Genomic DNA, 14,679 nt, shown 5'->3' with positions numbered 1-14,679 from the left:
CCTTATAATACTAAATCATCTTCTAACGCGAGAAGTTCTGAGTCATCATCCAGACGACGGCCACCTTTGGTCAGTACGTTCATTTCCGACTTAGATGATTCTGGACGTTTAATTTTTTCTGCAATCTGAATTGCGATATTATCACGACAACGGCCTAACTTAGCTCGGTATGTCGGTAAATCTTCAATAAAGACAGTTATATGCTCTGGCATTTCAATTGGAATGATATCACCATCTTTCAATTCCATAACTTGGCTCAAAGGTAATTCCATTTCCAACATCTGCGTGCTTAAACCAACATGAACATCCATGATTTCATCACGTAGTGCCTTACTCCAACGGTAATCGGTATCTTCATTATCACTTTGAACACCAGCGTCAAGTAATTCGCGGATAGGTTCTAACATCGAATATGGTAAGGCTACGTGGAAATCACCACCACCGCCATCCAATTCAATATGGAATGAACTTATTACGATTACTTCTGTTGGCGAAACTATGTTTGCCATTGCCGGATTTACTTCCGAATCTAAATATTCAAAAGAGACATCCATTACTGGCGACCAAGCTTCTTTGTAATCTTCAAATATTAGTTTTAACAACATTTGAATAATACGTCTTTCTGTTGGTGTAAATTCGCGGCCTTCAATTTTAGCGTGATATCGACCATCGCCACCAAAGAAGTTATCCACTAAAATAAAGACTAATCTCGCTTCCATGGTGATCAATCCCGTTCCTTTTAACGGACGAAATCGAACCATGTTTAAACTAGTTGGAACAAATAAGGTGTGTATATATTCACCAAACTTGATCATTTGTACGCCATTAATAGATACTTCAGCCGTACGACGCATCATATTAAATAAACTGATCCTCATGTGACGAGCAAAACGCTCGTTAACAAGTTCAAGTGTAGGCATTCGTCCACGAACGATACGGTCTTGAGAAGAAAAATCATAATCTAAGGTGTTGGATTTACCACCCGGTTCATCATTTTCCTCTTCTTCTACATCATCCACACCATGAAGTAGCGCATCAATTTCGTCTTGAGACAGAAGATCAGTCATATTACTCTCTTAGTTATATTGTTACTGCATTACAAAGCCAGTAAACAATACATCCTCTATAATTTTCGAGCCAGCTACTGCAAATACAGCTTTTTGCACATCTTTTATCGCTTTTGCTTTCACTGCATCTTTTCCAGCTACCGTGGCTAAATCATCCGCATTCGCCGTACTAAACGCTTTTAATAACGTTCCTTCGATTAATGGTATATGACGTTTAGCAAGTTCGTGGTTATTATCCCCACGCACCATAAGTTGTACTTTTATTTGAACTAAGCGATCACGTGTTGTACCGGGTACATTAAACGTAAATGGTCTTGGCATAGTTACATACATAGCCGAACCTGTACTAGCAGGCTCAATTTCAGCTGGTTGATTTTGACTATCGCTAACTTCAGTATCTGCGTTAGCAGCATCGGCACTATCGCTGCTGCTTGAGAACATAAAAAATCCAGCAACTGCTAACAGTATTAGAATAACCGCAGCAATCATAATTATCATTTTTTTACTGCCGCTAGGACCATCTTCCATTGTTAAATCATTATCTTCAGCCATCTCTTTCTCCGTAATACCTAATTAACTTATAATTCAATGGTATTTGCCATTACAACAATAAGCAATAACTAAGCCCAATTAACTGCATTTTCCTGCGAAAACTGAATTAATTGCATGGCTATTCATTCACTTGCGTTATTTAACACAAAGCTACGCGTAATAATCGACATTCCAAGGCGAGTTTATCGCCCGGTTTAAGTTATCTTGAGCCACCAAATTAGCCTCATCTTGGTTCTCTTCACCTGATGTGCCATTTCCGTTAGCGCCGCCGTTTTCAGAGTCACCCGTTTCAGACTCACCTTTGGCGTTGCCATGCTGCACATCGCTGTCGGCTAATTCCATACCTTGTTGTTCAAGCATATCTCTTAAACGAGGTAAACTGGCATCCAAAGCATCTTTAGCTTGCTGATTAGAGACAACAAAGCTCACCGAAGCCTGATCATTATTCATGGTCAGCTTAATTTGCATTGTACCTAAATCAGGTGGATCTAAACGTATATCAATCGACTTCATATTTTTTGACAGCATCATACCGATTTGCTGTTGCATATGATTAGCCATCTCTTGTTTATTAAACAAGATATTCTCACGCAATAAAGCTTCATTTTTTGCCTGAGATAAATTCTCTAACTTTGGTAACTGCAGCGTTTTATCTAACTGCACGCCATTAATTTCTACCGAGTCTGGCTTTTGAGCCGACTCATTTAATCGGCTACTAGTGTCTACTGAGCTGGACATAAGCGCAGCGGTTCTTGTGTCTAGCAGAGACTTCATTTCAGAATCCAATTTACTCTCACCGTCTTTACCTGTATCCGCTTTGGCATTGGTTAAGCCATCTGCATCTATATTTAGCTCAGTGCTAAATTTATTAAGCTCTGTTTCACCAGTATTGTTACTTTTTATTAGTCCCTGCAATGTCGGGTTTGCAAAGTTAAGTACATTACTATTTTTTGCCGCTTGCTCTAACCAACTCTGCTGCTTAATCGTGTCGCTATTCTTTGTTTCCTGCTGAGCAGCCAAATTCGCAAATATTTGTGTATTCTCTGACATTAAATCTGAACCGTCTTCTGCCACAAGGCTTTGTTCACTGTCTGAGCTTGCTAATTCTGAGTCATTACTCTGTGGTAATACATTTTTGGTTTCCGCGGCCGTATTCGCAACTAAAACTTGTGTATCAATTTCATCCGTAATTGATTCGTCTACAACTTCGTCTGCTATTTCACTGCCTAATAAATCTAAACTGTCACTGCTTAATGCGTCAGTTTCTTTATCCGTATTAATCACATCGCTCGTTAGTAAGCTGGATAAATTAGAAAACTCTACTTTACTGTCATCTTGTGCTTGCTCGCCTTTTAAACTAGTAAGCTCAGCTAATAATTTTTGAAGGGCTTCTGGATCAGAACTCTGTAAAACATTATCCAGTTCTTCACTCGCCATTGACTCATCAGTTGTTTCTGCGTCTAAATCAATCGACACATCATTATTTGCTGAGGTGTCATTTTTTTGTTTATGATCAACAACGATTTTTATCACAGTATCTAACCACGACATATCATCAGCCTCTTCATTTTCACTACTGGCTTGAGTGTTTATTTTCTCATCGCCAACATTAAGCAATAAAGGGCTTATCTCTTTTGTTTGTTCAGAAGCCGTATTTACAGAAGCTAAATCTTTAGATGCTGAGCTTTCAGAAGCTAAAATTTCAGAGCTTAGGTTTTCAGAGCTTAGGTTTTCAGAATCGTCGCCTTCAGAAGCCGAGGTTTCACTGCCAGACGAAGCATCTAACTGAGTTGCATTGCTATCTTCAGTTGACTGAACGTCAGTAGCCTTGGTGTCATTGCTCGCTACTGTATTTTTTGAATTTACATCGCTCGATTCATTTTTCTTGTTATTAGTATCACTACGCGAGTTTACTTGATTGTCAGTTGACGCTTGCACCTTGCTGTCAGATTCAGTTCTTGACTGAGATTGAGACTTGGCTTGCTCTTGTTCGCGACGTTGTTGCTGACGAAGTTGATCATTTCTTGCCGCATCTTGTCGCTGTTCAGTTTTTAACTGCTGCTGACGACTGTAAGACATGGCAGCTTCAAATTTACTGTTGGTATTATTTTGACTCGACTTATTGACGACAGGTTCGCGCTTAGGCTCACTAACACTCTGATTTAATAGTACATTATTTTGCAGCATTTTATCTCCGTCGCTGAGAGCGAACCTAATATTGAAACGGTTTTTATTGAAACAGAGTTATTACATAACTCATTATTGCTTAGTGTTATTCAAATATTGTTCCAATATTTCTTTAGTTATACTGATTAGCGTTAGCAATCTTGTTTCGAATAAACTTTTGTGAGGCAAATTCATCTGACATGGACTGCTCTTCTTTATCCATAACCTGCTGAATCATAATTCGTTTCTTCTCTATTAAGGTCTCAACCGCCTTCACTCTTTTGTTCTGCTCTAACCAAGTATCTTTGCGTTGTTTTAATATTTGTTTGGATGTTTCAGTCACGTCTACTTGTTTCTTTATGCCTTCTTCCAATTGCACAATAAAGCGTTGAAAGTGCTGATAGTTGCCGCCTAAAACGCCATCACTTCCCATAGATTGCATTTTTTGTAAGTAACCTAGTTTATAACTCAGAACTTGGTCTAGCTTAGTTTTACCCGCTTGTAAAAATGACTGTGCTGATTGTAAATCGGTGGCATATCGCTGCTCTTTTTCCGACTCAATTCTAAGTAATAATTCTAATTGCTTATTAACTTTCAAGGTATACAGCTCCCCTACTATTTCTGTAACTGCAACTGTTTAGTCAACAGCTGCAATTGTGAAAGTGACATATCATATGGCGTTATGTCTTTCATGGTCTGTTGCAAATAAGCATCCATAACAGGCTTCATTTGAATGGCTTTATCAACAATTGGATTACTGCCTGGCGCATAAGCTCCAATCGAAATTAAGTCTTTATTCTGTTCGTATGCCGATAGTAATTTTTTGAATATTAATGCCATTTGCATATGCTCATGGCTAACCACTTGCGGCATAACACGACTAATGGACTTAGCCACGTCAATGGCCGGGTAGTGACCTGAGTCAGCTAGGTCACGGGATAATACGATATGACCATCGAGAATCGCCCTAGAGGCATCTGCAATAGGGTCTTGCATATCATCGCCTTCTGACAATACGGTATAAAATGCGGTAATTGAACCTTGGTTCCCGCCGCCATTACCGGCTCGTTCCACCAGCGCTGGTAACTTAGCAAAAACCGATGCAGGGTAACCTTTTGTTGCTGGAGGCTCACCAACAGCCAATGCGATTTCACGCTGAGCTTGGGCATAGCGGGTAATAGAGTCAATAAGCAGTAAAACGTTAAGTCCTTTATCTCTAAAGTACTCAGCTATTTGAGTGGCCGTTTCACAGCCCTTTAAACGACGTATTGGAGACATGTCGGCAGGTGCTGCCACCACGACGGCTTTTTCTCGGCCTTCTTCACCTAATATTTCGTCAATAAATTCTTTTACTTCTCGACCACGTTCACCTATCAAACCAACCACGATAACGTCGGCACTTGTGCCTCTGGTCATCATGCCAAGGAGTACAGATTTACCAACACCAGAACCGGCGAACAAGCCCATTCGTTGACCTTGTCCGATACTGATGATGCCATTAATTGCTTTTACACCAACATCAATGGCCGTTTTTACTGGGCGTCTATCTAATGGATTAAGTGGTTTACTTTTTTGTTGAGCATTGACGTCGGCTTCAATAGGACCGAGACCATCCAAAGGTTCACCCATTGGATCTATCACTCGCCCTAATAGCTTAAGAGATAAAGGTAACTCATTAGTATTATGTGAAACCGTTACACGGCCACCGGGCATAATGCCGCCAATTTGATCAATTGGCATAAGGAATAATTTATCGTTTTCAAAACCTACAACTTCGGCATCAACTTCACCGCTTAAGGTTTGAATACGGCAATGTCCACCTAACGGCGCACTGCAACCAACCGCTTCAAGTGTTAATCCGGTTACTTTAGTTAAGCGTCCAGACACTTCAGGCTTGGCATTATTAATCCAGCCTTCATACTTTTCTAGCTTTTGCTCTAATGTCATTTGATTGATCATGTTAGCTTTCACTATCTTGAGAACGTTGTTTTGTAACCGGTGTATTTACAGCGTTATCTTCAGGAATTGTATTGGCAGTATTATCTGAGTCAGTTGCCTGCTCTGCAGAAATATTACTATTGTCCTTTGCCGTTTTAGCTACAGGACTTGCTTTATCTAGATCATCTTGAGGAATGTGACGAGTGGTTTGTGGTACATGATCATTTTGTTCTTTATCTAAAAGCGCCTTTTCAATGAAAGGTTCTATTGTTTGTTTTATCCGTTGTTTAACCGAACGGTCGATCAAGGAATCAGGCGTCATCACAATAATGTCGCCTGGTTGATAACTTGGTTCTTCTTTAATTATCCACTTCTGCTCAATCATGGCTTCTGCGGTATAAATTTCAGATAGCAACTCAAGATCATCTGGGTGAATATGAATTTCAGATAATTTAGTATTAAATGGCAAGGAAGCCGTGGCTTCATGTATTACACTTAACAAAGCGTCTTTATTGCTTTTGGTTTCGTGACGGATAACTGACTCGGCTAACATAACCACTAAATTTAATAGCTGTTGTTCAGCAGCAGCATCTACTTTTTCAATTGGATGATAAAGTTGGTGAGTTAAATCGGTAAGACGAGCTACTTTGATATCAATTTCTGCCTGGCCTTGTTCTAAGCCTGCTAAATAGCCTTCTTCGTGTCCACTTTTAATACCTATCTCATGGCCTTCTTCACGTCCTTGAGCTTCACCAGCTTGATACCCTTCACTCTTACCAGATTCAAAACCTTCGTCATACGCATCCTGGCGAATTTGTTGGATTTCTTCAGCGGTAAGCGGTGGGATCTCTTCTTCTTCAATTTCTTCTTTTGCAATAACTTTACTATATAGCTCGTCTAACGGTATTCCCATAAAGTTGGTTTTACCCGTATAACGAGACCGTTGACTTTCTGTGACGTCGGGCGCAACCCACTCTTCAAGTAACTCAAGTAGTTCTCTATCTGGTGTTACTGGTTTTTTGCCTAATTTATCGTTCACTATATTATCTCTTGTTCTTAGCCACTAAGATTTTGTAACAATGCGACTCCATTATAAGAAGTCGTCACCGCCACCGCCGCCCAACATGATTTCGCCAGCATCTGCTAATCTACGTGCAATCGCCAAAATTTCTTTTTGTGCGGTTTCCACTTCAGATATACGAATTGGAGGCATAGCTTCTAAATCATCGGCAAGCATATCTGCTGCACGTTTAGACATATTCTTAAGGATTTTATCTTTAAGGCCATCATCTGCACCTTTGATTGCTCTCATCAATGAGTCTTGTTGTACTTCACGTAATATCGCTTGAATACCACGGTCTTCAACATCAATTAAGTTATCGAATACAAACATCAAGTCTTGGATCTGCTGAGCCATCTCTTCATCATGCTCACGCATAGCATCCATCAATTGTCCTTCTACATTGGTATCCAAGAAGTTCATGATTTCTGCAGCCGCTTTCATGCCGCCCATTTTGGCAGCTTGAGCTCCAGCTTGACCAGCAAACTGTTTCTCCATGATTTCGTTTAATTCTTGTAATGCAGCTGGCTGTACTTCTTCCAAGTTAGCAATACGCATGGTTAAGTCGATTCTTACTTTATCTGGGAACTGACCTAAAATTTCAGCGGATTGATCCGGTTCTAGGTAAGCTAATACGATAGTTTGAATCTGTGGATGCTCGTTTCGTATGATGTTGGCAACTTGTTTAGAGTCCATCCATTTCAACGAATCTAAGCCTTTAGCGCCACCACCTAAAATAATTTGGTCAAGTAAGGTTGCTGCTTTTTCTTCACCAAGGGCTGCTGTTAAGGCTTTCTTAATGAAATTCTCAGATTGGAAACCGATAGTACTGTAGTCTTGAATCTGTTCGATAAAGGTACGATGAACCGCTGCAATTTTATCTTGGCTCAAGTCATCGACCTGCGCCATAGCAACACCTACTTTTTGAACTTGTTTAGGTTCAAGATGTTTTAATATTTGGGCTGCATCATCTTCCGATAAACTTAACAGTAATATCGCGGCTTTCTCAACACCTTCGAGTTTGTCTACATCGAATACAGGTTTTTTATTTTCTACTACTGCTACATCACTCATCTTCTAATAACCACCCTTTAACTACTTGAGACGATAATTCTGGTTCATTAGCAACCAATGCTCTGACGGCTTTTAATAAGTCTTCATCACCATGTAAGTCTGGTAATTTTAACGAACCGTCTGCACCAATACCTATATCGGACTCATCAAATTCTGTTGTTAACATATCTAATGTTGCATCACCTAAGTCTACACCACCTAACGCATCTTCTTCATACTGATCTGCATCTTCAGGGTTAATTAGTTTCCTTAACATTGGACGCACAAGTCCTAATATTAATGTCATGATAACAATCATACCTACTAATAATTTAAATAGTGGTTGGAACCAGGCCTGCTCGTAAAAAGGAATATCTGTGCCTTCCAAGTCCATTGGTTTATTAAATGGAATGGTAACCACTTCTAATACATCACCACGGGTCATATCAAAACCAATACCACCTTGTAATAACCGTCTCATATTCACTAAAGCTTGTTGTGTACGAGGTACTTTTTGAACGGTACCATCCGCTGCAGTTGCCGTTGTATAGTCAACCGCTACCGAAACACTGATACGACGAACAACACCTGTCTGGCTTTGTTTATGGCTTATCGTCTGGTCAAGTTCATAGTTACGCGTTTGTTCTTTATGGCTACGACCACTACTGGTTCTAGAACGCCCATTCGTTGCATCTTCAGGAATGTCAGACTCTAGTGGCGGCTGATTTGATAACGCCCCAGGAATACCTATTGCGCCATTGCCTGTAGTGTTATCTTCGATTAAGAATTCACTACGTACTGCGGGTAAGTCGGGATTATAGGTTTTTTGGGTTTCTTGAACTTGCGTGAAATCCATAGTGACATCAACTTGTGCTGTGTAGTTTTCTAAACCAACCACAGGCGATAAAATTGAGTCAATTTTGTTTTTATATTCTTCTTCGCGCTGACGCTCAATATCAAATTGTTTTCTGGATAAAGCAGATAATGAATTTTGAGAACCTGAGTTTAACAAACGACCATTTTGGTCTGTAACTGTTACTTTAGCTGGGTCAAGGCCTTGCACTGCAGATGCGATGATATCAACAATAGAGTCAATCTCTTCTTCCGCTAACATACGCCCTGTTTTTTGAGTAATAACAACGGTCGCTGATGGTTTTTTTGAATGTCTGGCAAATATATTTTCTTTCGGAATGGCCAATAATACTCTAGCACGTGATACCGAATTTAATTCTTCAATGGTTCTGGCTAACTGCTGTTCTCGGCCATGTTTCAGACGCTCAGTTTCCATACGTTGGCTAACACCAAAACCTGAGTCTTGCATTAATATTTCAGAGCCTGTGGTTGGATTATTGGTTAATCCGCCACGAGCCAGTGATAATTTAATGTTCTGATATTCGTCACCATCAACCATGATCACGTTTTGTTCTAATATGTATTCAATTTTTTGAGAGTCTAAATAATCAAGTGTTTCAATTAATTCTTCAGTTTCAAATTTACCAAGAGGTCGCATATCAGGTTCACGTGACCAGATAATAATAAAAATGGCGATTGCTAAACAGATGGTTAAGGCAATAACTAATGCACCTTGGCGCATTACTTCCGCATTTGATAATGCACTCATGAAGCCAGATTTTTGTTCTTCTACTGTATCCATGCCATCCATAGAAAGAGAAACAACATCCGACGATAAGTCGTTGCTATTTGGATCTGCTACTTGAGTTGATAATTCGTCAGCCACGTTAAATACCTTTATTTTAAACTGTTAATTCGATGACCAATTAAACTGGCATACTCATGATTTGTTTGTACGCTTCAACTAGTTTATTTCTAACTTGAACCGTAGCTTCAAATGCAATGCCCGCTTTATTCCCAGCGATAACAGCTTCCGCTAATGTAACTGAACGGTCTCCCATTTCCACTGCGGTTTTTAATTCACCGGCGGTAGACTGGAGGTCGTTAACGTTATTAATCGCTTTATTTAATAACTCACCAAAGTGAGCTGAAGATGGGTTGTTGACCTGTTGGACATTCACTTCCATGTTTGGGCGTATGCTAGTAGCAGAGCTTGAAACTTGACTAGCCATACCTTGAAGTTCTGAATATAAATTGTTTGCTTGAATGTTCATAATTAATCCTCTTTAAAGACGCGTTTGGCCTTAAACTAAATAGGATTTTGCAGGTATAATGCCAGTTTTTAACCTGTTGTTTTTAAAGGGTTTTATTTTTTATTTTGCGGGATTTCATCATTGCCAATAATTTGACTACCCATTTTGATAGGTACGACAAAGCTCAGTGTTATCAAGTAATTGATCACTGAGCTTTATACTTTAAGGCTAATATTTTTCGGGCCAATATTTTGCGGGCTGAGTATGAAAAATAGCTATCGGGAATTAAGCGGGCACTTCAATTCCCTGGTCACGCATTTTCGCTAGTTTGTAACGTAGGGTTCTTGGACTAATACCTAGTTTTTCAGCAACATCTTTTCGTTTTCCTCGACACGCTTGTAAGGCATCAAGAATAATACGATTTTCCTGCTCTCTGATTTCCATTTTAAAGTCAGGCGACTCGTTTGTTTCTGTAAGTGTCGCAATAGTCGGCGCGTTGTCAGATATTAAATCCGCTTTAATATCTGCAGAGATTTTATCTACCGCAAACTCTTCTAATAAAATATGTTCAATTTCAATCTTGTTGTCCGGACATAAGATTAATGCACGCTGAATTACATTGTCTAATTCACGAACATTACCAGGCCAAGAGTGATTGTGTAACTTCATTTTAGCATCATAAGAAAAGTCAGGAATTTCACGGCCCATCTCTACGCAATGACGACTTAATAAGTAGAAGGCGATTGGTGTTATATCGTCTTTTCGCTGGGCTAAAGGCAACCAACGAATTGGAAATACATTTAAGCGATAGTATAAATCTTCACGGAATTTACCCTCGCGTACTGCTGTCATCAAATCCCGGTTAGATGTTGCTAATACGCGAACATCTAACTTAATGGTTTTACGGCTACCTAAACGCTCAACTTCACGTTCTTGTAATACACGTAACAATTTAGCTTGTAGGTTCATATCCATTTCTGTTATTTCATCTAACAAAATGGTGCCATGTTGGGCTTGCTCAAATTTCCCCGGACACGCTTGAATAGCGCCGGTGAATGCACCTTTTTCATAACCAAATAAGGTTGCTTCTAACATGTTCTCAGGGATAGCTGCACAGTTGATGGCAACAAAATCATGCTCAGATCTATTTGATTGATCGTGAATATAACGAGCCATCACTTCTTTACCTGCACCACTTGGGCCTGTGATCATGACGCTTGCGTCTGACACGGCTACTTTCGCAGCTACTTTTAATAATTCTTTACTCTTTTTATCCGCCACAATAGGTTTATGTCTTTCAACCTGTTTCACTGGAGCATAACGGCCAACCATATTTAGCAACACTTCTGGAGCAAATGGTTTTGCCATGTAATCAATGGCACCATATTTCATGGCTTCAACGGCATGATCAATAGCAGCATAAGCTGTCATTAATAAAAATGGTGTATTTGGATATAGTTTTCTCACTGACTTTAATAAATCAAGTCCGCTTAATCCGCCCATTTGAACATCAGAAATAATGATATCGATAACGTGTTGTTTTAATAACACTAACGCAGTTTCAGCTGAGTCGGCTTCAACAACCGCATAACCTGCAATAGACAGAGTATCAACAAGCGCTTCTCTAAGACCTGAGTCGTCTTCAACGACTAATATTTGTGATTGGCTCATGCTGCATTCTCCTGTGCTGGGGTTTCTGACACGCTATTATTGTCTTCTACTTCACTGGTTAGTTTGATAGGAAGGTACAAATTAAATATTGCACCACCCTCTTTTTTATTTATCACTTCAACTCGCCCTTGATGTGCTTGTGCGACCGTTTTTACTACGGATAAACCAAGACCTGTACCTTGAGAACGTGTGGTGAAAAAGGGTTCAAATATTTTTGTCATTTGCTCTGGCTTAATGCCAGGTCCGTTATCTTCAACCGATATACAAACTTCATTAGGTAAATGGCTAATACGTCTTGCGGCTAAATGAACGTCAACGCCCTTGCCTATCACTTGCACTGCATTATGAACAAGATTAGTAATGGCACTGGCTAAACTGGTTTTATTGGCCAAAATACAAATATCTGGCTCAGGTAACTCAACACTGAATTTACCACTTTGGAGCACAAAGGCTTCTGAACTCTGATAAACCGCGGTTAATAATTGTTGTAAGGATACTTGTTCAAGCACTTGATTTTCGCCACTTTTGGCAAACATCAACATGTCGTTAACTTGCTTTTCTAAATCAACTAAACGAGATGACAACTTACCGGCAAAGTTTTTACGTTTGTCAGCGGTTAATTTTGAATTAGCTAAATTTGCGGCGTATAACATGGCCGCTGAAAGAGGTGTTCTAATTTGGTGTGCCAAACTTGCAACCATACGACCTAATGCCGATACGCGTTGTAGATGACTAATTCTGTCTTGTAACTTACGAGTTTCAGTTAAATCCGTCATAACTATCAGCTGACCAGACTGAAGTGGCATGATTTCTAATTTAACTCTACGTCCATCGTATAAAGATACTTCATGGCCATCATCACTTCTTGGTTTAAATGAGCGAGTGATAATGGAGCGCCATTTTTCGCCCTCAAGTGGAACGCCTAATAATTCGATAGCGACTTTATTTGCTTGCGAGACTTGCCCTTTATTATCCAGTACAACAACACCATTAGGTAAAACGTCAACCAAATGGCTTAACTCTTGATTACGATTACGTAATAACGTTAATTCATTAGATTGGCCATAACCATCACTGGTATTCTTTTTACGATAAGCATGATTAATTGCTCCAAACGAACTTTTGTTTTTATTGCTAAAACCTAGTTCCATCATCGGAGCAAACGATGCCAATTTCAGTTGAGAATTGACTAACGATTTATCTGAGATAACTGCGCTAATACTTGCTGACATAATACGGTCTCTTTTTGGTCTAATACGAATATATTAAGACAATCTTCATGCCAACTTTTTAATTGTTACTTTTCATATAGTTACACAGTAAAAACAACTAATAACTGGAGTAACAAAATTTTGACATCTTGATTTCCACCTGATGCAAAAAACGACGAATTACAAGGTAATTAGCAGTAAATTCAACAGCGGATTTTTATGGCTTTTGTTTGGGTTTTTTATGAGGTTTGATGAGCAAAATATAAAGAAACAAACGCACTCTAAACGACATGATTCTATTCATAATGTCAGTACCCGGATGGAAAAATATAAGAATGGAGAATGGAAAAATGGAAGAAATAGCTTTGCTGATTGACGATACAAATTAACTACCTAACGGCAGATAATAAATATGTTATTGCTTATTTGATGGGGGAAAGTTCATATTTGTTATGTTCACTTACCCCAAACCCAATTTTTTTTCCGTAATACGGCTTTTTTACTTGCAAGTACAAATGGGAAAAATTCATACATATATGGTATGGATGTAGATGAGCAATCTTCCATTTTGTGAAGCTTATGGGTCTGAGCTTTTAATAGATAATAGAATGGTTTCAAAATACTGACAATTGACCAAACCACATGATAACTAGATTTTTCTGTGGCTTTAAGTAGATAATAAAATTCACATTCTGTTATCCACTCACCATTAATGTTTTGTTGCCAATTATCAACATTTGCAACTTGAATAGCTTCAGTTTCTAATTTTTTAATAACGTCACTTCTAAGACCCCATATATGAAATTGAATGACTGACAACCACTGCTCTATAGGATCTTTATTCTTATTACCTGAAGTTAATTGATCAAGATTGTAGTACCTAGAACCTTTAGCAAAACTAGATAAAACCTCTAAAATAACGTCTTGAATCTCACTAGTGGGCGACACAGTTTTCAATCCATGACCCTTAGCAAATTTTATACAATTAGAATGTAACTCTTGTATATTATGTCCAAAACTTTTTAGTTGGTCATTGGTAGGGTTTTTTAATTGGTTATTTATTTTATGCTCTAAAAATATAGTTATTTTCATTAGCCTTTCAAAGCCTGTGGCTAACTCAAATAGACCAGAATAAAATAGCCCTCGATGTACATCATCAATATTTGCGTTTCGTATCGAGTTGAGACCACCTAACAAACTAGACATAGTTAAGTGACCTTCTTGGACTAGCAATTGATAACCTTTATCGAACATTGACTACGATTCCTTGTAAGCCTAACGCCGCGCAAAACCGCCGCAGGTCGGCTTGCTGAGCCTTGTTAAATCTTTGCGAATGTTTGTGACGATATTGCAAGATAAACCCATAGATCGCCTTTTTTGTGAGTCTCAGGCTCACCAGAACCGCCAAGACAAGGATATGGCGTAGGAATATACACTTCATAATCTCCCAATTCTCCGCAATGCTCTTTAACTTTATAAATAAAGCTTTTTTGAACGACATCTTCTTGAAAATTTGGATTGCTCATTACAACTTCTTGGAACTCATTCCAGTCTGTAAACCCCATTTCATGAAAGTTATTTGCCATTGTCATTAGAAGACCTATCTCATTAGTTTGAGAATTTACTAAAAAAACATCACCTAAATCGGTATAGGCTTTGATTTGATCAAAATCCCCTGTAATAGAGGCCCATTCATCTAGCCAATCTTTGCCTTTCTCTTCTTCGAGGAAATGGTACATGTTCTTCCCTAAAATTTAACAACTTATTAGCGCGAATTCCTGTTTAAGGAAGTTATCCTCAGGCGAATTTATCACGCTTATAAACTTTTTATTTCTTATAATTAGTATAAGAGCAAT

The 14,679-nt window shown here is 38.9% G+C and carries 13 protein-coding genes; all 13 read right to left on the bottom strand.

Annotated features, from left to right (window positions below):
- Positions 1-2 precede the first annotated feature (2 nt).
- Positions 3-1,067, bottom strand: a complete 1,065-nt coding sequence (gene fliM, locus BTO11_RS08905) for a flagellar motor switch protein FliM (RefSeq protein ID WP_105052275.1) — start codon at positions 1,065-1,067, stop codon at positions 3-5.
- Between the two features lie 21 nt (positions 1,068-1,088).
- Complete coding sequence (gene fliL / locus BTO11_RS08900) at positions 1,089-1,619, bottom strand: flagellar basal body-associated protein FliL (RefSeq protein ID WP_105052274.1); 531 nt, start codon at positions 1,617-1,619, stop codon at positions 1,089-1,091.
- A 150-nt stretch (positions 1,620-1,769) separates the two neighbouring features.
- On the bottom strand, positions 1,770-3,806 hold the full coding sequence (locus BTO11_RS08895) for a flagellar hook-length control protein FliK (RefSeq protein WP_105052273.1): 2,037 nt from the start codon (positions 3,804-3,806) through the stop codon (positions 1,770-1,772).
- 112 nt (positions 3,807-3,918) lie between these two features.
- Entirely contained in the window at positions 3,919-4,383 is a 465-nt protein-coding gene (fliJ, locus tag BTO11_RS08890) for a flagellar export protein FliJ (RefSeq protein WP_181135880.1), read from the bottom strand.
- Positions 4,384-4,400: 17 nt separating this feature from the next.
- On the bottom strand, positions 4,401-5,744 hold the full coding sequence (fliI, locus tag BTO11_RS08885; RefSeq protein WP_105052271.1) for a flagellar protein export ATPase FliI: 1,344 nt from the start codon (positions 5,742-5,744) through the stop codon (positions 4,401-4,403).
- Between the two features lies 1 nt (position 5,745).
- Complete coding sequence (locus BTO11_RS08880) at positions 5,746-6,762, bottom strand: flagellar assembly protein FliH (RefSeq protein ID WP_105052270.1); 1,017 nt, start codon at positions 6,760-6,762, stop codon at positions 5,746-5,748.
- 51 nt (positions 6,763-6,813) lie between these two features.
- Positions 6,814-7,857, bottom strand: a complete 1,044-nt coding sequence (gene fliG / locus BTO11_RS08875) for a flagellar motor switch protein FliG (protein WP_105052269.1) — start codon at positions 7,855-7,857, stop codon at positions 6,814-6,816.
- Positions 7,850-9,499 carry a flagellar basal-body MS-ring/collar protein FliF gene (gene fliF, locus BTO11_RS08870; protein WP_105053715.1) on the bottom strand — a complete coding sequence of 550 codons (1,650 nt, stop codon included), beginning with the start codon at positions 9,497-9,499 and terminating at the stop codon, positions 7,850-7,852. Before fliF ends, fliG begins: the two co-directional genes overlap by 8 nt.
- Positions 9,500-9,614: 115 nt before the next feature.
- Entirely contained in the window at positions 9,615-9,962 is a 348-nt protein-coding gene (gene fliE, locus BTO11_RS08865) for a flagellar hook-basal body complex protein FliE (protein WP_105052268.1), read from the bottom strand.
- Between the two features lie 264 nt (positions 9,963-10,226).
- On the bottom strand, positions 10,227-11,612 hold the full coding sequence (locus tag BTO11_RS08860; protein WP_105052267.1) for a sigma-54-dependent transcriptional regulator: 1,386 nt from the start codon (positions 11,610-11,612) through the stop codon (positions 10,227-10,229).
- Positions 11,609-12,844, bottom strand: a complete 1,236-nt coding sequence (locus BTO11_RS08855; RefSeq protein WP_229793312.1) for a sensor histidine kinase — start codon at positions 12,842-12,844, stop codon at positions 11,609-11,611. The genes BTO11_RS08860 and BTO11_RS08855 overlap by 4 nt, the downstream gene beginning before the upstream one ends.
- A gap of 435 nt (positions 12,845-13,279) precedes the next feature.
- Complete coding sequence (locus tag BTO11_RS08845; RefSeq protein WP_105052265.1) at positions 13,280-14,077, bottom strand: hypothetical protein; 798 nt, start codon at positions 14,075-14,077, stop codon at positions 13,280-13,282.
- A 65-nt stretch (positions 14,078-14,142) separates the two neighbouring features.
- On the bottom strand, positions 14,143-14,562 hold the full coding sequence (locus tag BTO11_RS08840) for a T6SS immunity protein Tdi1 domain-containing protein (RefSeq protein ID WP_105052264.1): 420 nt from the start codon (positions 14,560-14,562) through the stop codon (positions 14,143-14,145).
- Positions 14,563-14,679 lie beyond the last annotated feature (117 nt).

Origin of the sequence: Psychrosphaera saromensis, assembly GCF_002954545.1 — a bacterium.
GTDB lineage: Bacteria > Pseudomonadota > Gammaproteobacteria > Enterobacterales > Alteromonadaceae > Psychrosphaera > Psychrosphaera saromensis.
Note: the sequence above shows the minus strand (reverse complement) of the source record. Positions and strands in the feature narration are given on the sequence as shown.